The following is a 23,742-nucleotide window of genomic DNA, read 5'->3' as shown; positions in this document are numbered from 1 at the left end:
GCGTGCGGCCCAGACACCGAGGCTCGAAGACATGGGTGATCGCCGATCTCGCCGCGCACGTTTGTCTGTTTCGGCCTAGTTTGGGGCCCGTCAGGATTTCCTACACCAAGGAGTTCACCATGGCAGACAAGGGCAAGATGGATCAGGCCAAGGGCAAGGCCAAGGAGGCCGTCGGCAAGGTCACCGGCAATGACCGGATGAAGACCGAGGGCAAGATGGACCAGGCCAAGGGCAAGTCGAAGGAAGCCCTGAGCGAGGCCGAGGAGCGCGCCCGCGGAATCCAGGACTCCCTGCGCGACAAGCGCGACAAGACCTGACATCGCCCCGCGAGCACCCACCTGGCTCGCGGGCGAAGCAGGATCGGCCCCCGGCGCCTCGGCGTCGTGGGGCCGCCCCATGTCACGGTCGGCGTCGAGCGCCGGCCGATGTTCCCGGAGCCCGACCCCCCTTTGTTCCTGGATGCCGTCGAAGTCGCTCGGCGAGTACGGCGGTTCGATCGATACCCGCCAGTAGCTTTCCAACAGGCTCTGGTTACAGTGGTGTTGACCGACCGTCGGCGATGTTCGAGGCCGGCGGGAGAGCGTGCGCGCGGCGGCGTGCCGTCGCGCGCGGGAACAAAGGAAATCATGGGTTCGATACACAAGCGCATCGGCGCGGTCCTCGGTACGACCGCCCTTTTCGTCGGCGTGGCCTTCACGGCCGGTGCCGCGACCGCCGGCGCGGATGAGGTGGGCGACCTCTCGGGCGACCTCTCGGCAGACGTCGACTTCACCCTGTCCCGGACCGGGATCTCGGGCGTTGCCGCGAGGTCGGGGGACGGGTCGTTCACGATGAACCTCGTCAGCCCCACGGACGGCCACGACATGGGCTTCGCCCGGTGGAACGCCGATCCGCAGCCCGCGCCCAACATTCCGGGCGACTCCCTGATCGCCAAGGACATCAGCCCCGACGGTTGGGCCGTCGAGGCCGAGCTGAGCACCGGGCGCATCGCTTCCACGCGCGGCCACAAGGCGATCTACATGAAGGTCGTCTCCGGCAACCTGCCCGAGGGCCACGCGTACAAGCTGCGCGGGTGCATCGCGAAGGGCAGCGAGCGCAAGTGCACCGAATGGGTTTCGGTCCACGCCTGATCCGCTGAAGGCCGGGCCGCTCAGCGGCCCGGCCGACGCCCGCCCCGTTCCGCCGTTCCGCCGATCGCGCCGGGTGCTCGTTCAGCCCTCGCCGGCGGCAGCGTCGCGCGAGGGGGCGTCCTTCTTCAGCTCCTGGGCGAGCATCACGAGGATGCCGCTGGGACCGCGGAGGTACGTCAGCTTGTAGACGTCCTCGTAGGTCGCCACACCGCGCAGCGGATGACATCCGTGCCGTGCGGCTGTCTCAAGGGCCTGGTCGATGTCGTCGACCGAGAAGGCGACGCGATGCATGCCGATCTCGTGAGGAAGGGTGGGCCGTGTCTCGATCGCTTCGGGGTGGATGTACTCGAAGAGCTCGAGGCGACCGTGACCGTCCGGGGTCTGGAGCATCGCGATCTTGGCGTGATTGCCATCAAGACCGACGGCCGTGTCGGTCCACTCACCACTGACCGTGTCACGGCCCACGACCGTGAGACCGAGGTCGGTGAAGAAGGAGACCGTTGCTTCGAGGTCGCGAACGGCGATGCCGACGTTCTCAAGTTTGATGGCCATGCGTCGCATGCTAGCGAGCCGGGCCGATCGCGTCCTTCTCGAACGGTCAGGCTCCCTCGGGGGTGATCAGGCAGAAGGGATGGCCGACGGGATCCTCGTAGACGCGGTATCCGATCGGCTTGTCCGAACCGTCCAGCAGCTTCGCGCCGAGGGCGAGCACCTGGGCCTCTGCCGTATCGAGGTTCGTGACCATCACGTCGAGGTGCATCTGCTGAGGACGTGCGGGATCCGTCCACCGCGGCGCGCGATAGTCCTCCACCCGCTGGAAGAGGACCACCGGGGTGCCCGCCGCGTTCTGGAGCACGACGAAGTCGCCGGTGTCGTCCTGTCGTGTGAGCGACAGCAGCTTCTCGTAGAAACCGGCGAGTTCATCCGGGTCGGGGCAGTCGATGACAACGGTGTACAGGTGTCCGATCATCCGGCTCACTCTGCCACCGGCCCGCGAGCGGGCCGAACAGCAGCGGGCCGGGCCGAAGTTGACGTACAAGCCGAGCGGCCGCGTGGGATCATGCGGGCATGCGTCTGATCGCCGATGGGACCACCGCCGCCTCGCGTGCGGTGCTCATGAACGAACTCGAAACCGACGACGGATACGCCTTCGAGCTGGAACGCCCCCTGTGCTTGGCGGTTGGCGACCGGATCGGCTTCGAGGACGGTGACCTGGTGGTCGCGCGCGCGAGCGGTGAACGCCTTCGGCCCGGCGGCTCCTGGGCGACGCGCTGCCGGCTCGGGTACCGCCGCCCCACCGCCCCGGCGTGAGCGCGCCGGCTTCGGCGTCGTCCTGACGCCTCGGCTCTCCAGGGTGGGCTCGGCGGAGCGCCGTGTGCGAAGTGGCTCGTTCACGTGTCGTGTGGTCAGGCGCGGATCGCCGCGCGTTCGGACCACACGGTGAGCCGGGTCGGTACCAGGGCCACCCAGAACAGCACCTGCGGGACGAGCCGTTCCAAGCGGGGCACGGTCACGACGACCACGGCGACGAGCGTGCACCACGCCGCCTGTCCGACGATCAGCTTGGCCCAGCCGAGCCGCCGGACCAGCGACCACAGGCTCAGTTGCACTCCGCTCCGCATCCGACGGTAGCGGCGCCAGGCTGCCGAGCGGGCCCGGCAGTTCCACGGGGTCGTCGTCGGTCGGGAAGATCCGCCCGGCGAGGACCGCGATGAACAGGCAGAGCAGCGCGAGCCGGTGGATGCCGACAGCTTGGCGCGCGCACCGGTCAGCGGCGGCGCGGCGGCCTCGGGGCCGCCGGAGACGGCGGGGGTTGCATCGGGCATGCCACCGCCCTACGAAGGCGCCGCGCGCCCGGATCGGGCAGGTTCCACCCGGCGACCGCCGGGCGGCGACGGGCGGGGCGCACCGCCCGAGTCGCGGGTGGAAGCACCCTTCCTGACCGCTCACCCGGACCGGGGAGGCTCGGGTGTTCGAGCCGAGTGGCCCACAGGTCATTCCTTCGGGGGAACACGGCTCGCGCGACCGAGCCGGGAACCGCGCGATGACGAATGGGGCGTGCGGGCCGGTCACCGGGCCGCGCGGCAACTCCGTACCGGGGATGCCGTCGAGTTCCGATCGAGGAGATCTCTTCATGTCGCGTGTTCTGAAGAACGCCGCTCTCGTCCTGGCCGCCGGGGCCGTCGTGGTCGGGGGTGCGTCGATGGCCTCGGCGGACGCCGGGGCCCAGGGGGCTGCCATCGGGTCGCCGGGCGTGCTGTCGGGCAACCTGATCCAGGTCCCGATCCACATCCCGGTCAACGCGTGCGGGAACTCCGTCAGCGTCATCGGGCTGCTCAACCCGGCCTTCGGCAACACCTGCGTCAACGCCTGACCTGCGCCACCCCGAAGGCCGGTCCTCGCTTGTCGGCGGAGGACCGGCCTTCGGGCCGCCCGGGCCCGGCCTCCCACGTCAGCAAGAAACCGATCTTCACTTGATCGGGTGAGGTGACCCATCCGGGGTGCGGAGGGTGCCGAATGCCCAGCGTGAGGATCGATCGAAGGACCATCGAACGCGGCGCACTCGCCGCGACGAGCGGACTGCTCGCCGGATTCACGGCATTGGCCGTGGGTGAGCTGGTCGCCTCCCTCGTGCGGCCTCAGGCCGGGCCGGTCACCGTGGTCGGTGGAGCCGCCATCGACCGGACACCGGCCTGGCTGAAGGACTACGCGATCCGGACCTTCGGCGAGAGCGACAAGTTGGTCCTCCGGTGGGGGATCCTGGCCACCATCGGGGTGCTGGCGGCGCTGCTGGGCCTGGTCGCCCTGCGGCACCGGCGTACGGGAGCGGCCGGCGTGCTCGCCTTCGGCGCGGTCGGCGCGGTCGCGGCGCTCACCCGGCCCGACTCGGGCGGTGTGGGCGACGTACTGCCTTCGCTGCTCGGAGCCGTGGCGGGAGCGGCCGTCCTCCACCTGCTCGTCGGCCACCTGACCGTCGCCCCCGCGGCGTCCGGGCACGGCGAGGGCGAGGGCACAGGCGAAGGCGGGCCCACCGTGGGGCCGACCGGCTGGAACCGGCGCGGGTTCCTGATCGGCGCCGGTGTCACGGCGGTCGCCGCCACCGGAGCCGGGGTGCTCGGCCGGACCCTGACCGGTCGCGCCGGCCAGGGCGCGGCCGCCTCACGGGCAGCCGTGAAGCTTCCCGCTCCCGCGTCCCCGGCCGCTGCCGTCCCGCCCCGCGCGGTACTCCGTATCCCGGGTATCAGCGCGTTCACCACCCCCGACAAGGACTTCTACCGGGTGGACACCGCGCTCGTGGTGCCCAAGGTGGACGCGGGAACCTGGCGGTTGCGGATCCACGGCAAGGGCGTCACCCGCCCGCGCACCTACACCTACCAGGAGTTGCTCCGGCGGCCGTTGATCGAACGCGACATCACCCTGACCTGCGTGTCCAACGAAGTGGGAGGCCCTTACGTCGGCAGCGCCCGGTGGCTGGGGGTCCGCCTCGCGGACCTCCTCGAAGAGGCGGGCGTCACACCCCCGTCCCGAGGCGGCCGGGCGGACCAGTTGGTGGCCCGTTCCGTCGACGGCATGACGCTGGGCTCACCCGTCGAGGACGTCATGGACGGCCGCGACGCGCTGCTCGCCCTGGGCATGAACGGCGAACCGCTGCCGTTCGACCACGGCTTTCCCGTACGGATGGTCGTACCGGGACTGTACGGGTACGTCTCGGCCTGCAAGTGGATCCAGGACATCGAGCTGACCACCTTCGACTCCTACGACCCGTACTGGGTCAAGCGCGGGTGGGCCCGCAGGGCCCCCATCAAGACCCAGGCCCGCATCGACACCCCCAAACCGTTCGCGCGGACCAACGCCGGCACGGTGACGGTCGCCGGTGTCGCCTGGGCCCAACACCGTGGCATCCAGCGGGTCGAGGTCCGAGTGGACGACGGCCCCTGGCAGGAGGCCGAGCTCGCCGAGCAGGCCACCACCGACACGTGGCGCCAGTGGTCCTTCCCCTGGAAGACGACACCCGGAGGCCACAACCTCACCGTGCGCGCGACCGACGGCACCGGCCAGGTGCAGACCGATCAGCGCGCCCGGACCATCCCCGACGGGGCCAGCGGACGGCACAGCGTCTTCGTCACCGCCACCTGACCTACCCCGGACCACCTCACCCACCCGGACCATCGGACCCATCTGCACAGCCCGAAGAGTCCCTTTCCTCCCTGTTTCTTCCCTCGACACACCTCGATTCGCCATGGAGAAAACCATGAACGCCCTTCGTTTCCGTCGTACCGCCCTCGCCGTCGCCACCGCGGCCGTTCTGCCCTTCGCACTGACCGCCTGCTCCGAGGACGGCAAGTCCTCGGACGCCGCACCCGCCGCCTCGGCGAGCGCGGACGGATCCGACCCGGCCACGGGCTCGTCCGAGCCCGCGACCGCGATGGACAAGCCCTTCGGCACCGCCTGCGCGGGTGTGCCCAAGGAGGGGGCCGGTTCCTTCGACGGCATGGCCAAGGACCCGGTGGCCACGGCCGCCTCGAACAACCCGGCCCTGTCGACCCTCGTCGCGGCCGTCAAGCAGGCCGGACTGGTCGACACCCTGAACAACGCTTCGAACATCACCGTGTTCGCCCCGACCAATGACGCCTTCGCCAAGATCCCGAAGGCCGACCTGGACAAGGTCCTCGCCGACAAGGCCACGCTCACCAAGATCCTCACCTACCACGTCGTCGGTCAGAAGCTCACCCCGAAGCAGCTGGAGAACGGCTCCTTCGAGACCCTGGAGAAGGGCAGGATCACCACGGCCGGCTCCGGAGAGTCCTACAAGGTCAACGACACCTCCACCGTGGTCTGCGGCAATGTCCCCACGGCCAACGCCACGGTCTACATCGTCGACACCGTGCTGATGCCCAAGTAGCCCTGATGCCCGAGTAGCCGCACGGCCGCGACACTCCCACGACCGGACACCGGACGCCCCGGTCACCGCACCCGGTGACCGGGGCGAGGCCCGCAGCGCGGCGGAGCCCCCTCGGTTCTCTGCGAAAATGAGCCGCATGACCGTGCGTATGACCGTGCGAAGCAGGAACCATGTGCGGGTGTCCGGCCTGCCGGGCGGCCCGGTGCTGATGCTGGCGCACGGGTTCGGGTGCGACCAGAACATGTGGCGTCTGGTGCTGCCGGCCCTGGAGCGCGCGTTCACGGTGGTGCTCTTCGACCACGTGGGCGCGGGCCGCTCGGACCTGTCGGCGTGGAACAAGGAGCGGTACTCCGACCTGGACGGCTATGTCGAGGACGTGCTGGAGATCTGCCGCGAGGTGGATCTGGGGCCGGTGACGTTCGTCGGGCACTCCGTGAGCGCCATGATGGGCGTCCTGGCCGCCGGTCGCCATCCCGAGTACTTCGAGGGCCTGGTGCTGCTCGCACCCTCCCCGTGCTTCATCGACGATCCGGCCGCCGGCTACCGGGGCGGCTTCAGCACCGAGGACATCGAGGAACTGCTCCAGTCCCTGGACGCCAACTACCTCGGCTGGTCGGGGGCCATGGCCCCGGTCATCATGGGCAACCCCGACCGTCCCGAGCTGGGCGAGGAACTGACGAACAGCTTCTGCGCGACCGATCCGGAGATCCAACGCGTCTTCGCCCGCGTCACGTTCCTGACCGACAGCCGACCCGACCTCGACCGGGTGACGGTGCCCACCCTGGTCGCCCAGTGTTCCAGCGACGCCATCGCCCCGCCGGAGGTCGGCCCCTACATCCAGGCCCGGATCCAGGGCAGCGAGTTGGTCACCCTGGACGCCACCGGGCACTGCCCCCAGCTCAGCGCCCCCGAGGAGACCGCGGAAGCGATCACCGCGTTCACGCTGGCCCTGCGCCGATGAGCCGGACCGAGGAACAGGACCACCCCGACCCCGAGGGATGTTCGGACCAGGACCGGGCGTTCTCCGCCCTGCTGGAGGACAGCGCCGAGGACCTGTACGAGAACGCCCCGTGCGGATACCTCTCCACGCTGCTGGACGGGCAGATCGCCAAGGTCAACACCACCCTGCTGAACTGGCTGGGCTACCGGCGCACCGACCTGGTGGGCACGAGGAGGTTCTCCGACCTCCTCACCGTCGGCGGACGGCTCTACCACGAGACGCACTTCGCGCCGCTGCTGCGCATGCGGGGAGAGGTCAGCGGCATCGCGCTGGAGCTGAAGGCGGCCGACGGCCGACGGATCCCGGTACTGGTGACCTCGACGGTCAAGACCGGTGGGGACGGCGAGCCGCTGCTGATCCGCACCACCGTCTTCGACGCACGCGACCGCCGGGCCTACGAGGAGGAGTTGCTGCGGGCCCGACGGGAATCGGAGCGCGAACGCGAACGCCTCCAGCAGCTGGCCGCCACCCTCCAACAGACCCTGCTCCCCCCGACCCTGGCGAACGTCCCGGGCCTGGACGTGGCCGCCCACTACCACATCGCCTCGGCCGACGAGGTCGGCGGCGACTTCTACGACCTGTTCCCCCTGGCCGCCGGAACCTGGGGCATGTTCCTGGGCGACGTCTGCGGCAAGGGCGCGGCAGCCGCGGCCGTCACCTCGCTGGCCCGCTACACCCTGCGCGCCGCCGCCGTCTACGATCCCGACCCGGCCGCCGTCCTCGGCAACCTCAACAGGGTCCTCCACCACGAGTACAACGGACACGATCCGCGGTTCTGCACCGTCGTCTTCGGGCTCCTCACCCCCGACGAAGACCGGGGCGGCTTCCACATCACCCTCGCCGGCGGTGGCCACCCGCCGGCGCTCCTGATGCGCGCGGACGGGACCGCCGACTACCTGCCCACCCCCGGCGGACAGCTCATCGGCGTCCTGCCCGACGCCCACATCGCCACCACCACCTTCCGCCTCGACCCGGGCGACACCCTGCTCCTGTACACGGACGGGCTCACCGAAGCCCACACCACCACAGCGGACAAGGACCGCTACGGCGACAAGGCCCTCCTCGACCTCGGACACGAGCTGGCCCCCACCACCGCCGAGCACACCGTCGCCTCGATCCGGGGCCTCCTCGCCACCCTGGGCGCCGGGGTCGACGACGACACCGCCGTCCTGGCCGTGAGCGTGCCCTCCCACCCCGACCGTGAAGGGCCGCAGTGACCCAGCTGAGCATGAGCACCCGCACCACGTCGGCCGGCCCCGTCATCGAACTCGCCGGCGACCTCGACCACCACAGCGCCGCCCAGGTCCGCGGGCTGCTCTCCGAACTGGCCGTGGAAGAGGGCCGGCAGCTCGTCATCGACCTGGGAGGACTCACGTTCTGCGACTCCAGCGGCATCACGGTCCTGATCGCCGCCCGTAACCACGCCCTCGCCGCCCGCGCGTCGATCGCACTGGCCGCGGTTCCCGAACGGGTCGTCCGGATCCTGCGCATCGTCGGCCTCGACCAGGTCTTCCCCGTGCACCCCACCGCACAAGCGGCCGAAGCCGCCTGGACACCACGAACCGACTGAACGGGCCCGAGCACCCGCCGGGAGGTTGCCGACAGGACGCGGACGGTCGGTCACGGGCGGCTACGACCGAGACCGCGCACGGTCTCCGGTGGTGCGATCAAGGGGGAACGGGGGTGCGATGGAACGGTCCCCGCAGGCCGTCGCGCGGCCTGCCGCCTCGCGAGAGCGGCGTGATCCCCGTGACCGTCCACGCCTTGGCCGCCGTCGTGGTCGCCGGTGCGGCTTGCGCCGCCTTCACCCTCGCCCCTGCCGCCGCACCGGCGCGGGCGGCCCTCCCCGTCCCGTCCGAGATCTGTGCGCAGGGCTGGGTGTGCGGCTGGACGGGCCCCGACTAAACGGGCGTGGCGAGTTTCGTCGCACAGGACATGCCGCGCTACCCGGAGACGACCGCGTACGTCGGATTCAACGGCGGTGGGTCGGTCTGGAACGGTGCCGGGACGTGGCGCCGGAACGGCGAGGTGTGGGGCCGGTGCGTCACCGTGTACAACGGCACCGAGTACCGGGGCCGGAGCCGTACCGTCCGCCCGGGCCAGGGCATCGCCCGGATCCCCGCGTCGTTCGGAAACATCCACTCCCACCGGTTCCACCCGTGCCGGCTCTCCTGACCGCCCCCGGGGGGCGTCAGCGGGCGGCGGTCCCGCTCGTCACCATGGCCCACCTGCCGTCCTTCACCGAGTACAGGGTGAGCCGGCGGTCGAGCGTGTCGCCGTTCCCGTCGAAGGCCACGCGGCCCGTGACACCGTCGAAGGCGACTCCTGTCACGGCCTGCGGAACCTTCGCCCGCGTGTCGGGGGCGGGGGGAAGGGTGCCGCCGTTGGCCGTCACGACCGCCTTCACGGCCTCGATCAGCGTCCAGGTCGCGTCGTAGGCGTAGGGACCGTACCAACCGGCGGCCTCCGGGTAGTCCGCCTTCCGGTACCGGGTGAGGAAGTCCTGGCCGGCCGCCGATTCCTCCGCGGCGACGCCGATGTTGGTCGCGAGGTCGCCCTCGGCCTTCGGGTTCGTCGTGAGGTACTGCGCGTCGTAGATGCCGTCGCCGCCCATCAGGGGGACGCCGACCCCGGCCTGCTTCAACTGCTGGGAGAGGACGGCCGCGGTGTCGTAGTAGCCGCCGAAGTAGACGGCGTCGGCTCCGGAGGACCGCACCCTCGTGGCGAGGCCCGCGAAGGCGCGTTCCGCGGGATCGACCTGCTCGGTACCGACGACCGTCCCGCCGAGCTTCGCGAACTCGGGCGTGAAGCCTGAGGTGAGGGCGGTGCCGTGGGCGCTCGCGTCGTCCACCACGTAGACCTTGGACTTCTTCGCGGTGCCGTGCAGGTACCGGGCGGCGAACGGCCCCTGGACGACATCCGTGGCGACGGTGCGGAAGTAGGTGGAGTAGGGGCGGGACGTGGTACCCGCGGCCCAGTCCGGGCCCAGCGTCAGCACGGGGTCGGTGTTGCTCGGGGACACCACGGCCATGTTCGCCCGGGCGAGCGGTGCCACCAGGGTCTTGGCGACACCGGAGTTGAGGGGGCCGACGACGCCCAGCACCTTCTCGTCGGACACGAACCGGGCGGCGTTGGCCTCGCCCTTGGCGGGATCGGCGCCGTCGTCCAGGGCCTTGATCTCGAAGCGCACGCCGGGGACGTGCCCGATTTCGTTGGCGGTCCTCACCGCCAGGTCGGCGGAGTTCTTGACACCGAGGCCCATCGCGGACAACCCACCGCTGAGCGGCGCGTCCACGCCGATCACCACGGTGACGGCGGACCCCGCCGCGCCGTTGCCGGCCGTCCCGCCGCCGTGGGGCGCGTCATCGTCACGGGTGAGGCTCCAGGTCAGGACGGAGCCCGTGGCCAGTACGGCCAGTGCCGCGCCCAGGATCACGGCTCGCCGGGGCAGGGCGCGCGGACGGGCCGACGTTCCCTCGTCGTGCTCGGCCGTGGCCGACGTTCCGAGCGTGCCGGTGTCCCCGACCGGGGGTACGGGTACGGGCGGGACCGTCGGCCGGTCCGGCACGGGGCGCCGCGGGGAATCGGCGGCGGAGTCGGAATCGGAGTCCAGGACCGTGGGGGTGTGGCGCGTCGGCTCCGTCGCGGCTTCCGGTGCCGGTGTGGGCGCCGGTGCCGGGGTCACCCGCGGATCCGGTGGGGGAGTGGGCGCGGTCTCGTGTCCCGCTCCGTGCCCGGTGGACGGGTCTGCCGGGGGTGTCGAGGGGCGCAGCACCGAAGCCAGCATCCGCGCCGCTTCCGCGGCGTCCACGCGCTGCGCCGGATCCTTCGTGAGGAGGGCGTCCAGCACGGGCGCCAGCGGTCCCGCGTGGACCGGCGGCAGATGCGGGCGGGTGAAGACGGCCACGGCGAGGGCGTGAAGACCCTCCACATCGAACGGCGGGTGTCCCTCGACGGCGTGATAGAGGGTGGCCCCGAGCGCCCACAGGTCGTTGGCGGGGGTCGGGCGCTTGCCTTCGAGCTGCTCCGGCGGCATGTACTGAGGCGTGCCGATGACGATCCCGCTGTGGCTCAGCTTGGTCGTGGCGTCCGCGAGGTGCGCGATGCCGAAGTCGGTGAGGACGACGCGGTCCTTGGTCAGGAGCACGTTGTCCGGCTTGATGTCCCGATGGATGATCCGCGCCGCGTGCGCCTCGGCCAGCGCGTCGAGCATCGCCGCGCCGATCTCGGCCACCCGCTGCACGGGCAGCCGGCCCCGGCTGCGGATCGCGGCCGCCAGCGACTCCCCGCGGACCAACTCCATGACGATGACGGGGGCCCCGTGATGCTCCACGACATCATGGATGGTGATGATTCCCGGGTGGCTGAGAGTGACCGCCGCGCGGGCCTCGCCGGTGAACCGCCGGAGCAGCGCGGCGCGGTCGCCGTCTTCTATGCCCGGCGGGAAGAGAATCTCCTTGACGGCGACCTCGCGCCCGAAGAGCTGCTGGTCAAGGCCGCGCCAGACCCGGCCCATGCCGCCCTGTCCGATGCGTTCGACCAGTTGGTACCGGCCGGCGATGAGTTCGGGATTCTGCTCGGTCACGCGCACACTCTAGGTCCTGATGAGCCGGTCGGGTGACGGAATCATGGCTTGATCACGCTTGTGGGGACGAGGGACCCCGCCCTCGCGGCGCGGTTCCCCACCCGGCCCCGCCCGGCCCCCGCCCGGGGTCAGGCGCTCCGGTGAGTGAGGGCTTCCTGGGCCGGCAGTCTCAGGGGGGTGGCGACCGCCGCGCAGAAGTCGGCCAGGCCGACCGCCAGCGCGGCACGGGAAGCGGGCTGCATCGCGGCCATCGCCGTGGCCAGCGCCTCCTGCCTCCGTGCACGCAGGCGTTCGAGGTACGTCCGGCCGGCGGGCGTCAACTGGAGGAGCACCTCGCGCCGATCGTCCGATCCGGGGTGCCGTTCGAGGAATCCGACGGCCTGCAGGCGGTCGCAGAGCCGGGTGACCGACGGCGGGGCCGCCTCCAGCAGCCTGCCGAGTTCCCTCAGGTTCATCCCCCCGTTCCCGTCGACCAGGAACAGCACCCTGGCCTGGGCGGAGGAGACCGGAGGGGCGCTGACCGTGTCGCGGCCCCGCTCCCAGACGACTTCCAACAGCTCGATCAGCTCACTCATTTCCGCCACCGCCGACCGTACGGGTCGCCTGGAGCCGCTCTCCCGCTTGCTCATGTGACACTCCCTACCGGGCCCACGGGCTGCCCTTCGCCGGCGAACCGGCGGCTTCTGGGCCCCCATTTTGGCAGTCGACGAAAGAGGCAGGTACCGGACCGGTGACTGAAGGCAACGCAGTGGAGCGCGCGCTGCGGGACGCGGCCCCGCACAGGCTGTTCGAGACGGTCCGCGACGTCCTGTCCCGCGAGCACGGGGCACGGAGCGCCGAGCTGCTGATGGCGGACTACGCCGCGGCCCGGCTCCAACCCGTCACCGCGCACCCCTTCACCGCGGAGTCCGTGTCGGCCTACAACGGTCCGGAGGGCCGGGCCTTCGGTGCGCAGGAGCCGCACGTGGTGACCGAGGAGGACGGAGTCATCGTCCACCTCCCGGTGAGCGTGCGCGGCGACCGCCTGGGAGTCCTGAGCGTGCGCTACGCGGCGGGCGCGTACGGTCCCGGACTCCTCGGCCCGTTGCGGGACGTGGCGGACGCCCTGGCCCACGAGATCCTCGTCGCCGACCGTGACACCGACCTCTTTCTCATGGCCCGACGGGCCAGACGGCTCACTCTGGCCGCCGAGATGCAGTGGCAGCTCCTGCCCGGGCGCTCCTGCTCCCGCCCCGAGTACGACCTCGGCGGCCAGCTGGAGCCCGCGTACGGCATCTTCGGTGACTGCTTCGACTGGTCGGCCTCCGCCGACCACCTGACGTTGACCGTCAACAACGGCATGGGTGAGGGCATCGACGCGGCCCTGCTGACCAGCCTCGCCGTCAGCGCCCTGCGCAACGCCCGACGGTCCGGCCTCGACCTCGCCGATCAGGCCTCCCTGGCGGACCAGGCCCTGTACGGCCAGTACCAGGGACGGCTGCACCTGGCGATGCTGCTGCTCCGCTTCAGCCTGGACACCGGCGAGGTCGACGTCATCGACGCCGGATCCCCCCGGCTGTGGCGCCTGCGCGGGGGAGTGGTGGAGCAGGTCGTACTCGAAGCCCAGCTGCCGCTCGGCATGTTCGAGGACACGGTCTACACCGTCCAGCGCTTCCGCGTACTGCCGGGGGACCGGTTGTTCTTCCTGAGCGACGGCGTCTACGACGTCCTGTCCCCGGCCGGTGATCCCTACAGCCTGCACGCGCTGGCCCGGGCCGTGATGAACACCAGACTGCTGCCGTCCTCGCAGGTACCCCGGGCCTTGCTGGAGGAGCTGGCCGCGCACCGGGGCGGCATCGAAGCCGCGGACGACGCCATGGTCGTCTGTCTCGACTGGCACGGCCGACCCGGCGCGGAGTAGGGGTGTCTCGGCGCCGGCCGAACGGGAGGGTGGCACAGTGGTGGTATGCCCCGTCCCGGTCGACCCGGTGCGCACGAGGACCCGGCCGCGGCCCTCGGCGGCGCGGCGGAACTCCTCGCGGTACTGCACGCCCACGGCCAGGACGGCGCGGATCCGGCCGTTTCCCCGTCGCAGCTGCGGGCGCTGATCGCGGTGGAGGCAGCCGAGGGCATCAACCTGCGGGCCCTGGGTGACGTGCTCGGCTCCCGCCCGCCGTCCGTCACCCGGCTCTGCGACCGGCTGGAGGCCCTGGGACTGCTGACCCGCTCGCCGCACCCGAGCAGCCGGCGCGAGGTGGAGCTGCGCCTCACCCCTCGGGCGCGGGCGCTGCTGGAGGAGCGGCGGGCGATCCGGGCCCGGGCGTTCTCGGCGGTCCTCGCCCGGATGGCACCGGAAGCGGTGGACGCGCTGATGTCAGGTCTGGCGGCATTCCGAGAGGCCGCCGACGGCCTGCTGCCGTCCGGTCGCCCCGCGGACACCTCCGACGATCAGGCCGAGGGCGCCGGCTCGCCAGGAGACACCGGTGCGGCGCGGACGATCGCGCGGATCGCGGACAGCGCCTGAAACAGCGCGTGAAACAGCACCTGAAACGAGCCGTTCCCGGGGCGGGGTCCGATCCACGTCCGCCCGTACGGCACAATCATTGAGTTCGTAAAACATTGCCTTACGGCAAATGATCATTCTACGCTTGCCCCGCGCAACCAGGCGTCCGTCGGGCGTCCGCCTCCAGCGGTGAAGAAGGGACAGACGCGACGCCATGGCGAGCACTCTCGGGCTGGGGGCCCGACCCCCAGCGCCCCGCACGCCATCTCAGCAGGCTGCGAACCCCCGGCAGGCCTCCGCCGCGGAACCGGACGATTCCCTGGCCCTGTGGAACGGCGTACCACCGTACGTCCTGCTCATCGAGGACGACGAGGGCGACGCCGTGCTCGTCGAGGAGCTCGTGGAAGACAGCGGGATCGATGTCCGCCTCGGCCGCGCCGCCTCCCTCGCCGAGGCCCTGGACATGCTGGCGGACGAAGCCCCCGAGTGCGTCCTGCTCGACCTGAACCTGCCCGACGCCCAGGGTCTGGACGGCCTGAAGAAGGTCCTGGCCGTGTCCGCCGAGGCCGCCGTGGTCGTCCTGACCGGGCTGTCGGAGGAACGGGCGGGGTTGAGCGCCGTCGCGGCCGGGGCACAGGACTACCTGGTCAAGGGGCGTCTGGAGCCCGACGTCTTCATGCGGGCCATCCGGTACGCGATCCAGCGCAAGCGAACCGAACTCGCGGCGGTCGCCCTGGAAGCCGGCCGACTGCGGGCCGAGGAGAACGCGCGCCTCGAGCGCGGTCTGCTGCCGACGCCGCTGCTGCGGGGCGACCCGGCCGACGCCGTCTCCGTCTGCGCCCGCTACCACCCCGGACGCGCCCAGACCTTGCTGGGCGGGGACTTCTACGACGTCGTCCAGACCTCCGACGGGTCCACGCACGCCGTCGTGGGAGACGTGTCCGGCCACGGTCCGAGCGAGGCGGCGCTCGGCGTGTGCCTGCGCGTGGCCTGGCGCGCCTTCGTGATGGCCGGGGCCCGCGACGCCGAACTGCTCGGGCTGCTGGAGCAGATCCTGCTGGCGGAGCGGTCCGGCCCGGAGATCTTCGCCACCCTGGTCTCCCTCACCCGCGCTCCCGGCAGCCGCGCCGTCTCCGTGCAGCGTGCGGGGCACCCCGGCTTCCTGGTCCGCTCGGCGGCCGGCGTGGAGCTTCGGACGGTGCCCGGCGGGCCCGCGCTGGGGATCCTGCCCGGATGGGGCGCGGGCTGGCCCGTCACCGAGGTCCCGGTGGAAGCCGGTGGCGCCGTGATGCTGTTCACCGACGGACTGATCGAAGGGCGCATCGGACCCGGCTCCGACCGCCTCGACGAAGCCGGTCTCCTGGAGATCGCCCGCAAGCACACCGACCTGCCCGCCGAACCCTTCGTCGACTCCCTCATCCACGCGGCGCAGGGCCTCGCCGCGGACTGGGGCGGCCTGGCCGACGACGTCGCCGTACTCCACCTCGAATGGAACACCCCCACGTGACCTCCCCCGCACAGCAGGCAGCGAACTCCCGAGTGCGGGCCCCGGACCGCCGCGTCCCCAGTCTGCAGGGCTGGCTGACCACCGTGCTGGCCGTGCTGGCCCTCATGATCGTCGGCACGGGCGCCGTCGGAGCCGCCCTCCTGTCGCACACGACCACGGCCGGAAACCGCCTCGTCGACGGGATCCTGCCCGCCCAGCGGGACGCGCTCCGCCTGGAGACGGCCCTCCTGGACCAGGAGACGGGCGTCCGCGGCTACCTGCTGGTCGACGAACGCGCGCTGCTGGAGCCGTACGAACGCGGCCTGGTCAACGAGCGCAAGGCCACCGAGCGCCTGGCGACGGTCCTCGACGACGAGACCGGGGTACGCGGGGACCTGGCGGCCGTGGAGGAGGCCGCCCGGGTCTGGCGCGACGAGTTCGCGATCCCCGCCATCGCTTCCGTGGACAGCGGCAGCCCGCCGCCCTCGCTCCAGGCCGGCAAGGACCGCTTCGACGAGGTCCGTCGGCGGATCGCCGCGCAACAAGCACGCCTGGACCGCATCCAGTCCGAAGCGCGCACCACCTTCGGCGAGGCGCGCACACAGCGCGACCACATCCTCCTGGCCATCATCGTTGCCTTCCTGCTGGCCGGCGGCTGTCTCGCGGTGCTGCTCCACGTGGGAGTGCTGAGGCCGTTGGGCCTGGTGCGGACCGCCTCGCAGCGCGTCGCGGACGGAGCCTTCGAGGAGGAGATCCCCCTGCGGGGCCCCGCCGACCTACGGGCCCTGGCGCGCGCGGTGGAAGCCATGAGGCACCGGACCGTCGCCGAGCTGAAGGCGTCACGTCGCACCGCCGAGCGACTCGACCGGACGGCCGCCGAACTCGACGCGCAGGCGGCGGAGCTGCGCCGCTCCAACGCCGAGTTGGAGCAGTTCGCGTACGTGGCCTCGCACGACCTCCAGGAACCGCTGCGCAAGGTCGCCTCCTTCTGCCAGCTGCTGGAGAAGCGCTACGGAGACCAGCTCGACGCCCGAGGTACCCAGTACATCAACTTCGCCGTGGACGGCGCCAAGCGCATGCAGGTGCTCATCAACGACCTGCTGACCTTCTCCCGGGTGGGGCGGGTCCAGGACGCGCGCGAGACGGTCGCGCTGGACGGCACCCTGGACCGGGCGTTGCGCAACCTGGCCACCGCCGTGGAGGAGAGCGGCGCCGAGGTCACCCGGCCCGAGCGCCTCCCGGACGTGGTGGGCGACCCCACGCTCCTGACGATGCTCTGGCAGAACCTGATCGGCAACGCCGTCAAGTTCCGCTCGCCCGACCGCCTTCCGCGCGTCGAGGTCACGGAGGTCGACGATCCCGCCGCGGAACCGGGCTTCCGGACCTTCGCCGTCACGGACAACGGCATCGGTGTTCCGGCCGAGTTCGCCGAGAAGGTCTTCGTCATCTTCCAACGGCTGCACGCCCGGGAGACGTACGGCGGAACGGGAATCGGCCTCTCGCTCTGCAAGAAGATCGTCGAGCACGCGGGCGGCCACATCCGGATCGACACCGCCCACACCGGGGGCACCCGGATCGTCTTCACCCTGCCCGGCGCCGCGGACACCGCGGACACCACGGACGATGCGGAACCCGCAGACACCGCGGACAGCACGCCGCTCCCCGTATCCACCGAAGGAAACCGCTGATGAGCATGTCCACCGACCGGTCTCAGGTCGCCCCCGCCGAAGTCCTGCTCGTCGAGGACGACGCCGGCGACGAGCTGATGACCCGCGAGGCCTTCGAGGACAACAAGATCGGGAACGTGCTGCACGTGGTGCGCGACGGCCTGGAGGCGCTGGACTTCCTCTACCGTCGGGGCGAGCACACGAACGCGCCCCGCCCCGACCTGATCCTGCTCGACCTGAACCTGCCCAAGTACGACGGTCGGCAGGTGCTCGAACAGATCAAGAAGGACCCGGACCTGAGCCACATCCCGGTGGTCGTGCTCACCACCTCGGCCGCCGAGGAAGACATCCTGCGCAGCTACAAGCTGCACGCGAACGCCTACGTGACGAAGCCGGTGGACCTCGACCAGTTCGTCAGGGCGATCCAGCAGATCGACGACTTCTTCATCACCGTCGTCAAGCTGCCCCGTACACGGTGAGGACCGGACACACAGGCGACGCGCCGCGAGCGCACGAAGGAATGTGGGGAAGACTGCCATGAGCTGGGACACGCACGAAGCCGAGGCACGCAGTCACGTCGAGATGCGATCCGAAGGGGATGTGCGCATCGTCGTGATGGCGGGTGAGTTCGACATGGACACCCTGGCCGAGCTGCGGCTCGCCATGGACCCCCGGGCATCGGGTGTCGCCCGGTTCGTCCTGGACGTCGCCGGGGTGACCTTCATCGACTCGACCGCCCTCAGCGTCCTGCTGCAACCTGCGCTGGAGCGGCCCGTGGTTCTGGCGGGGACCGTACCGCCCCGCATGGCCCGGATCCTGGAGATCACCGGGGCCGACGTGGCGTTCGCCACCGCGCCCGATGTGACCGAGGCGACGACCATGGTCGTCCCACCCCGCAGCGGCTGACCGACCCCACGGAGCGGGGGCGAAGGGCACCCGGCGGCGTTTGAGAACGGCGATCCCGGCCAGAAGGGCATCCGACAACCATCGGTTCCGCCGCGGGTCCTACCCGAGCGGGCCGCAGCCACGGCGCGCAGCGCCCGGCCCGAGGAGCCCCGCATGACGCACACCGAAGTCACCGACACCGAAGCCGCCGGGATACGTACCGTCGCCGCCGGAGCCGACCGCACCGCGCGGTCACCCCGGCCCGGTCCCGCCTCCGCAGCCACCTCGGCCGACGAGCGCATCCACCGCATCCGCCGCCGACTGGAACGGCTGATCGGCATCGCCGCGACCGAGGGGAACTCCGTACACCCCCTGCGCAACGGCGACGAGATCTTCACCGCGATGCTCGACGCCATCGGCTCCGCCCGCCACACGATCGACATGATGACCTTCGTCTACTGGAAGGGCGCCATCGCCCGCCGGTTCGCCGAGGCCCTCGCCGAGCGCGCACGAGAAGGCGTACGGGTGCGGCTGCTCCTCGACGGCTTCGGCAGCCGCCTCATTGAACAGGACCTGCTGGACCGGATGGACGAGGCCGGCGTCGACATCGCCTGGTTCCGCAGACCCGCCTTCCTCTCCCCCCTCAAGCAGAACCACCGCTGCCACCGCAAGGTCCTCGTCATCGACGAGCACATCGCCTTCACCGGCGGCGTGGGCATCGCGGAGGAGTGGTGCGGCGACGCCCGCGGCCCGCGCGAATGGCGCGACACGCACGCGGAGGTCCGTGGGCCCGCGGTCGACGGGATCGCAGCGGCCTTCGCCCAGAACTGGGCCGAGTGCCACCCCGAACTCTTCGACGCGCGCGACCGCTTCGTGCCCCATGAGCCCGCCGGCACCGCCATCGTCCAGGTGGTGCGCGGCTCGGCCGCCTTCGGCTGGCAGGACATGCAGACGTTGATGCGGGTGATCCTCGAATCGGCCGAGGAACGCGTGCGCCTGGCGACCGCCTACTTCGCTCCCGACGACTTCTTCGTCGACCTGCTCAGCGCCACCGCCCGCAGGGGCGTCATCGTCGAGATCCTGCTGCCCGGGCCGCACACCGACAAGCGGGTGTGCCAACTCGCGGGCCGGCACCACTACGAGGCGCTCACCGCCGCCGGCGTGCAGATTCACGAGTACCAGCCGACGATGATGCACGCCAAGATCATGACCATGGACGGGGTGGTCTCCCTCATCGGCTCCTCGAACTTCAACCGCCGCTCCCTCGACCACGACGAGGAGGTCATGCTCGCCGTGATGGACCCCGACGTCACCCGGACCCTGGACGAGCACTACGACCAGGACCTGGGGAACTGCACGCGGATCGCCGCAGGGCGCTGGAAGCGGCGCTCCCTCCTGCACCGCGCCCAGGAGCTGGCGGTGCGCCCGCTGCGCCGCTTCCTGTGAGGGGCCGGCCCCTCAGGCCAGGCGCAGAACGGTACTGATCGTCTTGCCGTCCGGGTGCGTACGGCAGTCCACCCGCTCGGCGAGGCGCTGGACCAGAGGCCAGCCGTACCCGCCCGGGCGCTCGACCGTACCCGTACGAGGGGCGGGCAGCCTGGGGTCCGCGTCGCCGATGGACAGGAGCAGGACGTCATCGGCGATGTCGGCCCGGAAGGCGGTGACGCCGCCGCCGTGGCGGATCGCGTTGGTGACGAGTTCCGAGGTGACCAGCAAGGCGTCCGCCGCGGTGACGCTGTCGAGACCGACGCCGGCCAGCCGCAGCACCTCGCAGACCCGCGCGCGGGCGGCGGCCGCGGATTCCGGCGGGCGGCCCGGCAGCCGCTTGTCCGGGCTCGGGGAGTCTTCGGAGGCAGGTGAGGTGTTCATGGCTTCATCGCTGCCTCCGGACAGTCCGCCATGCGGAAGGCGGAGGCGGCCCCGGTGACCTCGAACAGCCGCCGCACCGCCGCCTGCAGGGGACCGGCGAGGACCAGGCCCACTCCCGCGGCCCGATGGGCCCGCCGGGCGGCGAACAGGGCGTGCAGGACGGAGGAGTCCGCGAACCGCGTACGGGAGAGGTCCACGACCGTGAGCGCGAGGCCGCCCGCCGCCGCTGCCGCGAGCGCCCGGGCCAGGGCGGGCGCGTGGTCCTCGTCGATCTCACCGCGCAGGCTGACGAGTGCCACGCCTCGGTCGATGGTCGTCGTGACGACCGCTTCTTCTCCGCTCACCCCGACATCCTCCTACACGCGGGGCCGGGGAAGCCACGGAGTCCCTCCCGGGCGTACGTGACCTGCCCCCGACACCCGCGCGGATGACGTCTCGTCACTCTGTCGTACGCGGGCCCGGTTGCGGCGGGCGCGGTGGATGGAGGATGGTTGCCGCAGGGCAATGATGTTTCCGTCTCGGTTTCCGTCTCGACGAAGAGGTGAGGGGTTCGCACAGCGGGCCTTCGATGTGTGGTTCCTTCCCCGCAGATGACATCCGGTTCACCGGCAGCGGACTTCCGGTGGAGCGAGGCCCCGTACCCCGTGCTCGCCGTCGATCCCCAGGCACGCCTGGCGATCGTCAACGAGGCGGCCCGACTCGTCTTCCCGCAGGCCCGACCGGGTACACCCCTGGCCGACGCGGTGCCCGCGTGGCTGGCATCGGCCCACGCGCGGCACGTGGCCGAGGACGTGCCCGCGGCACGGCGGCCGACCGACGGGGCGGACCGGGCCGTACGGGGACCGGTGGGCGAGGGATCGTTCGAGGCACATCCCACCGTCCGTGACGACGGCACGGTGGTGTGGTGGCTGGTGGACGACACCGGCCACCAACTCGCCCGGGACGCACTGCGGACGGAGCGGGAGCGCACGGCGTTCCTGGTCCGCTCGTCCAACCTGCTGCTGTCCTCGCTGAACCTCGACCGCTGCATGGACGTCACCGCGCAACTGGCGGCGGAGCACCTCACGGACGCGGCCCTGGTCATCGCCCCCGCGCGCGGCTCCGAGCTGCCGGTGGTGACCTGTGTCCGCGGCGGCACCCCGTCGGTGGAACTCCTGGCCGTCGACCCCGGCGCGGTACCGGGCCTGGCGGAGGCCCTTCAGGGGTTCCCGCCCGTCCCGTCCCGGTGGATCGACCCCGGCGCAGCGCCGGCTTGGCTGGTTCCGGAAGGCCTGGACGGCGTGGGGTCGATCGTCATCACGCCGCTGCCCGGCCACGGGGTGCCCGCCGGCGCCCTGGTCCTCCTGCGCGGCACCGATGCCCCCGCCTTCACCGAGAGCGAGGAGGTCTTCGCGCGCCTCTTCGCCGCCCGTGCCGGCGCGGCGATGTCGGCGGCCCGCCTCTACACGGAGCAGGCGTCGATCACCGACACCTTGATGCGCGAGCTGCTCCCGCCCGTCCTGCACCAGGTCGCCGGCGTGGAGTACGCGGGCGGCTACCGCCCCGCGAAGGACCACGAACGGGTCGGCGGCGACTTCTACGACGTCCACCCCGCCACCGCCGACGGCGACGCGTCCCTGGTGGTGTTCGGAGACGTCTGCGGCAAGGGGCTCGAGGCCGCCGTCATGACCGGGAAGATCCGCAACACCCTGCACGCGCTGCTGCCCATGGCGGACGACCACCAGCGGATGCTCAGCCTGCTGAACTCCGCACTGCTGAACTCCGAGAGCACCCGGTTCGCGACGATGGTGCTGGCCTCCGCGGCCCGCGACGGCAACAACGTACGCCTTCGGCTGACCAGCGCCGGCCACCCCGCCCCCCTCGTCCTGCGCTCCGACGGACGCATCGAGCCGGCCCCCACGAAAGGCACCCTGGTGGGCGTGCTGCCGGACATCTCCACCGAGACGGTCTCGGTGACCCTGGCACCCGGCGACGCCTGCGTCCTGTACACCGACGGGATCAGCGAGGCGCGCGGCGGGCCGATGGGCGACGTGATGTTCGGCGAGGAGCGGCTGCGACGAGCCCTGTCGGAGTGCGCCGCCATACCCGCCGAGGCGGTCGTGGAACACGTGCAGATGATCGCCTCGCAGTGGGTGGGCGGCGGTCGGCACGACGACATGGCGCTCGTGGTGATCTCCGCACCGCGAACCAATCACCTCAGCGCGGTGGACGGCCACACCCGGGGAAGGTTCACCGCATGACTCCACAGCACGGCACGGCCCCCACCACCCGCACCACCCGCACGGAGGCCCTGGCCGAGCGGGTATGGGAAGCCGTCATGGCCCTCGACGAACCCGCCGCGGTCCGGGCCGTCCTCCAGGCCCTCGACGACCGCCTCGACCCCGAGGCGGTCCTGCTGGACGTGATCGGCCCCGTGCAGGGGCGGGTGGGCGAGGAATGGGCCGCGAACCGCATCACCGTCGCCCAGGAACACGCCGCGACCGCCATCAACGACCGGGCCGTCGCGGCGCTGGCCCTGCACCCCGCGGCACGGACGGACCCCTACCGGGGCCGCATCACGGTGGCCTGCGTGGACGGCGAATGGCACGCCCTGCCCGCGCGGCTGCTCGCCGAGGTGCTGCGGATGCGCGGCTGGCGCGTCGACTACCTCGGCGCCCAGGTACCCACCCCGCACCTGCTCGCCCACCTGCACCGCACCGGGCCCGACGCGGTGGCCCTCTCCAGCTCCATCCCCACCCGCCTGCCCACCGCACACGCGACGATCACCGCCTGCCAGGCCGTCGGGACCCCCGTCATCGTCGGCGGAGCCGCGTTCGGCCCCGGCGGCCGCCACGCCCGTCTGCTGGGGGCGGACGCGTGGGCGCCCGATGCCCGCACCGCCGCCGACGACCTGGCCCGCGGCCCGCTGCCCCAGCCCCGCCCCGGCCACCAAATGATCGACGACCTCCCGCACTTGAAGGACCAGGAGTACACCCTCGTCGCCCGCAGCCGGCCCCGCCTGGTCCGCGAGGTCCTCGCCGAGCTGGCGGACGCCTACCCGGCCCTGCGCGACTACACGGACGTACAGCGTGAACGCACCGCCGAAGACCTCTCCCACATCGTCGAGTTCCTCGCCACCGCCCTGTACACCGGCGACGAAGAAGTGTTCTGCGGATTCCTGCTCTGGACCGCGGACGTCCTGAACGCCCGCCACGTCCCGGCCGCCTCCCTGCTGCCCGCCCTGACGCTGCTGCGCCGCCGGCTCGGCGACTTCCCCAGAGCCTGCGCCGTGCTCCGCGCCGGCGCCGCCCGCCTCACCCACCAGAACGTCGCCCGGGGTGCCGAATGACGCACTCGCCCGCCACCCCGCTCCAGCTGTCGTGCCGCCATGCCGACGACACCCTCCGCGTAGAACTCCGGGGCGATCTCGACCACCGGTACGCCGACCTCCTCGTCGAGGCCGTCAGCGGCGCGCTGGCCGACCACCGGCGGCCGCGCACGGTGCGGCTGGACTGCACCGGCCTGAACACCGTGGACCCGAGCGGTCTGTCGGCCCTGCTGATGGTCCGCCGCCGTACCGACGAGGTCGGCGCGGTCCTGCACCTCGACGGGCGGCCCCCGCAGCTGGAGAAGCTGTTGGAGCTGACCGGCACCCTCACCCACTTCACGGCCCGCCCCGGAGCCCGCGCCCCCCAGGCCGGCCCCGCCGAGGACCCCGCCCGCGGCCACTCCGCCGCCCCGGACCCCGGAGCCTGA

At 71.7% G+C, this 23,742-nt stretch carries 28 protein-coding genes; 21 read left to right on the top strand and 7 right to left on the bottom strand.

The window, feature by feature from the left end; translation table 11 throughout:
* Window positions 1–119: 119 nt before the first annotated feature.
* Both OG624_RS03305 and OG624_RS03300 read left to right on the top strand, forming a co-directional pair.
* The gene (locus OG624_RS03305) at window positions 120–317 is read left to right on the top strand and encodes a CsbD family protein (protein WP_033221216.1); all 198 of its coding nucleotides are present in this window, start codon (window positions 120–122) and stop codon (window positions 315–317) included.
* 309 nt (window positions 318–626) lie between these two features.
* Complete coding sequence (locus tag OG624_RS03300; protein ID WP_051763332.1) at window positions 627–1,130, top strand: hypothetical protein; 504 nt, start codon at window positions 627–629, stop codon at window positions 1,128–1,130.
* 81 nt (window positions 1,131–1,211) lie between these two features.
* On the opposite strand, the gene OG624_RS03295 is transcribed toward OG624_RS03300, so the two are convergent.
* Together OG624_RS03295 and OG624_RS03290 are read right to left on the bottom strand one after the other, a co-directional pair.
* Entirely contained in the window at window positions 1,212–1,682 is a 471-nt protein-coding gene (locus OG624_RS03295) for a VOC family protein (protein ID WP_033221215.1), read from the bottom strand.
* Window positions 1,683–1,728: 46 nt separating this feature from the next.
* Window positions 1,729–2,100, bottom strand: a complete 372-nt coding sequence (locus OG624_RS03290; protein WP_033221213.1) for a VOC family protein — start codon at window positions 2,098–2,100, stop codon at window positions 1,729–1,731.
* Window positions 2,101–2,198: 98 nt separating this feature from the next.
* Here OG624_RS03290 and OG624_RS03285 point away from each other — a divergent pair, with 98 nt between their 5' ends.
* Complete coding sequence (locus tag OG624_RS03285; protein WP_033221212.1) at window positions 2,199–2,441, top strand: hypothetical protein; 243 nt, start codon at window positions 2,199–2,201, stop codon at window positions 2,439–2,441.
* Window positions 2,442–2,536: 95 nt separating this feature from the next.
* Here the strand turns inward: OG624_RS03285 and OG624_RS03280 are convergent, their stop codons facing one another.
* The gene (locus OG624_RS03280; RefSeq protein ID WP_352163697.1) at window positions 2,537–2,956 is read right to left on the bottom strand and encodes a hypothetical protein; all 420 of its coding nucleotides are present in this window, start codon (window positions 2,954–2,956) and stop codon (window positions 2,537–2,539) included.
* 308 nt (window positions 2,957–3,264) lie between these two features.
* Here OG624_RS03280 and OG624_RS03275 point away from each other — a divergent pair, with 308 nt between their 5' ends.
* From OG624_RS03275 to OG624_RS03240, 8 genes are all read left to right on the top strand, one after another.
* Entirely contained in the window at window positions 3,265–3,504 is a 240-nt protein-coding gene (locus tag OG624_RS03275) for a chaplin (RefSeq protein WP_033221208.1), read from the top strand.
* Window positions 3,505–3,647: 143 nt separating this feature from the next.
* Window positions 3,648–5,267, top strand: coding sequence for a molybdopterin-dependent oxidoreductase (locus tag OG624_RS03270; protein ID WP_371639038.1), 1,620 nt, complete (start codon window positions 3,648–3,650; stop codon window positions 5,265–5,267).
* A gap of 115 nt (window positions 5,268–5,382) precedes the next feature.
* The gene (locus OG624_RS03265) at window positions 5,383–6,033 is read left to right on the top strand and encodes a fasciclin domain-containing protein (protein ID WP_033221201.1); all 651 of its coding nucleotides are present in this window, start codon (window positions 5,383–5,385) and stop codon (window positions 6,031–6,033) included.
* A gap of 148 nt (window positions 6,034–6,181) precedes the next feature.
* A complete protein-coding gene (locus OG624_RS03260) occupies window positions 6,182–6,994 on the top strand; it encodes an alpha/beta fold hydrolase (protein ID WP_352163758.1) in 813 nt (270 codons plus the stop codon).
* A complete protein-coding gene (locus OG624_RS03255) occupies window positions 6,991–8,250 on the top strand; it encodes a PP2C family protein-serine/threonine phosphatase (protein ID WP_033221199.1) in 1,260 nt (419 codons plus the stop codon). Before OG624_RS03260 ends, OG624_RS03255 begins: the two co-directional genes overlap by 4 nt.
* Before the next feature lie 11 nt (window positions 8,251–8,261).
* Window positions 8,262–8,603, top strand: coding sequence for an STAS domain-containing protein (locus OG624_RS03250; RefSeq protein ID WP_161297321.1), 342 nt, complete (start codon window positions 8,262–8,264; stop codon window positions 8,601–8,603).
* 170 nt (window positions 8,604–8,773) lie between these two features.
* Window positions 8,774–8,938 carry a hypothetical protein gene (locus OG624_RS03245; RefSeq protein WP_371639037.1) on the top strand — a complete coding sequence of 55 codons (165 nt, stop codon included), beginning with the start codon at window positions 8,774–8,776 and terminating at the stop codon, window positions 8,936–8,938.
* 6 nt (window positions 8,939–8,944) lie between these two features.
* Window positions 8,945–9,208 (top strand): hypothetical protein, encoded by a 264-nt coding sequence (locus OG624_RS03240; RefSeq protein ID WP_371639036.1) that lies wholly within the window; start codon window positions 8,945–8,947, stop codon window positions 9,206–9,208.
* 16 nt (window positions 9,209–9,224) lie between these two features.
* Here OG624_RS03240 and OG624_RS03235 read toward each other — a convergent pair whose 3' ends face one another.
* Both OG624_RS03235 and OG624_RS03230 read right to left on the bottom strand, forming a co-directional pair.
* Window positions 9,225–11,618 carry a bifunctional serine/threonine-protein kinase/ABC transporter substrate-binding protein gene (locus tag OG624_RS03235; RefSeq protein ID WP_371639035.1) on the bottom strand — a complete coding sequence of 798 codons (2,394 nt, stop codon included), beginning with the start codon at window positions 11,616–11,618 and terminating at the stop codon, window positions 9,225–9,227.
* A 128-nt stretch (window positions 11,619–11,746) separates the two neighbouring features.
* Window positions 11,747–12,247 (bottom strand): MarR family winged helix-turn-helix transcriptional regulator, encoded by a 501-nt coding sequence (locus OG624_RS03230; protein WP_033221195.1) that lies wholly within the window; start codon window positions 12,245–12,247, stop codon window positions 11,747–11,749.
* Between the two features lie 101 nt (window positions 12,248–12,348).
* Between OG624_RS03230 and OG624_RS03225 the strand changes: the two genes are divergently transcribed.
* The 7 genes from OG624_RS03225 (at window position 12,349) to OG624_RS03195 (ending at window position 19,584) form a co-directional block, all read left to right on the top strand.
* A complete protein-coding gene (locus OG624_RS03225) occupies window positions 12,349–13,518 on the top strand; it encodes a PP2C family protein-serine/threonine phosphatase (RefSeq protein ID WP_033221193.1) in 1,170 nt (389 codons plus the stop codon).
* 45 nt (window positions 13,519–13,563) lie between these two features.
* Window positions 13,564–14,121, top strand: coding sequence for a MarR family winged helix-turn-helix transcriptional regulator (locus OG624_RS03220; RefSeq protein ID WP_033221191.1), 558 nt, complete (start codon window positions 13,564–13,566; stop codon window positions 14,119–14,121).
* A gap of 193 nt (window positions 14,122–14,314) precedes the next feature.
* Complete coding sequence (locus OG624_RS03215; protein ID WP_078909343.1) at window positions 14,315–15,607, top strand: PP2C family protein-serine/threonine phosphatase; 1,293 nt, start codon at window positions 14,315–14,317, stop codon at window positions 15,605–15,607.
* Between the two features lie 104 nt (window positions 15,608–15,711).
* Window positions 15,712–17,274 carry a sensor histidine kinase gene (locus tag OG624_RS03210; RefSeq protein WP_371640824.1) on the top strand — a complete coding sequence of 521 codons (1,563 nt, stop codon included), beginning with the start codon at window positions 15,712–15,714 and terminating at the stop codon, window positions 17,272–17,274.
* A gap of 5 nt (window positions 17,275–17,279) precedes the next feature.
* Complete coding sequence (locus OG624_RS03205; RefSeq protein ID WP_033221413.1) at window positions 17,280–17,732, top strand: response regulator; 453 nt, start codon at window positions 17,280–17,282, stop codon at window positions 17,730–17,732.
* Window positions 17,733–17,790: 58 nt separating this feature from the next.
* Window positions 17,791–18,159, top strand: a complete 369-nt coding sequence (locus OG624_RS03200) for an STAS domain-containing protein (protein ID WP_371639034.1) — start codon at window positions 17,791–17,793, stop codon at window positions 18,157–18,159.
* Between the two features lie 153 nt (window positions 18,160–18,312).
* Window positions 18,313–19,584, top strand: a complete 1,272-nt coding sequence (locus tag OG624_RS03195) for a phospholipase D-like domain-containing protein (protein ID WP_078909341.1) — start codon at window positions 18,313–18,315, stop codon at window positions 19,582–19,584.
* 12 nt (window positions 19,585–19,596) lie between these two features.
* Here the strand turns inward: OG624_RS03195 and OG624_RS03190 are convergent, their stop codons facing one another.
* Window positions 19,597–20,007: an ATP-binding protein gene (locus OG624_RS03190; RefSeq protein ID WP_051763330.1), complete on the bottom strand. Its 411-nt coding sequence runs from the start codon at window positions 20,005–20,007 to the stop codon at window positions 19,597–19,599.
* A complete protein-coding gene (locus OG624_RS03185) occupies window positions 20,004–20,351 on the bottom strand; it encodes an STAS domain-containing protein (RefSeq protein ID WP_033221189.1) in 348 nt (115 codons plus the stop codon). Before OG624_RS03185 ends, OG624_RS03190 begins: the two co-directional genes overlap by 4 nt.
* A gap of 246 nt (window positions 20,352–20,597) precedes the next feature.
* Between OG624_RS03185 and OG624_RS03180 the strand changes: the two genes are divergently transcribed.
* From OG624_RS03180 to OG624_RS03170, 3 genes are read left to right on the top strand one after another with little or no spacing between them, the layout of a single operon-like run.
* Window positions 20,598–22,247 (top strand): PP2C family protein-serine/threonine phosphatase, encoded by a 1,650-nt coding sequence (locus OG624_RS03180; RefSeq protein ID WP_078909340.1) that lies wholly within the window; start codon window positions 20,598–20,600, stop codon window positions 22,245–22,247.
* A complete protein-coding gene (locus tag OG624_RS03175) occupies window positions 22,244–23,335 on the top strand; it encodes a cobalamin B12-binding domain-containing protein (protein WP_371639033.1) in 1,092 nt (363 codons plus the stop codon). The genes OG624_RS03180 and OG624_RS03175 overlap by 4 nt, the downstream gene beginning before the upstream one ends.
* Window positions 23,332–23,742 carry an STAS domain-containing protein gene (locus tag OG624_RS03170; protein ID WP_161297307.1) on the top strand — a complete coding sequence of 137 codons (411 nt, stop codon included), beginning with the start codon at window positions 23,332–23,334 and terminating at the stop codon, window positions 23,740–23,742. The genes OG624_RS03175 and OG624_RS03170 overlap by 4 nt, the downstream gene beginning before the upstream one ends.

Origin of the sequence: Streptomyces virginiae, from assembly GCF_041432505.1 — a bacterium.
In the GTDB taxonomy this organism is placed as follows: Bacteria; Actinomycetota; Actinomycetes; order Streptomycetales; family Streptomycetaceae; genus Streptomyces; species Streptomyces virginiae_A.
The sequence above is the reverse complement of the archived record's forward strand: the minus strand, read 5'-3'. Positions and strand labels throughout refer to the sequence as shown.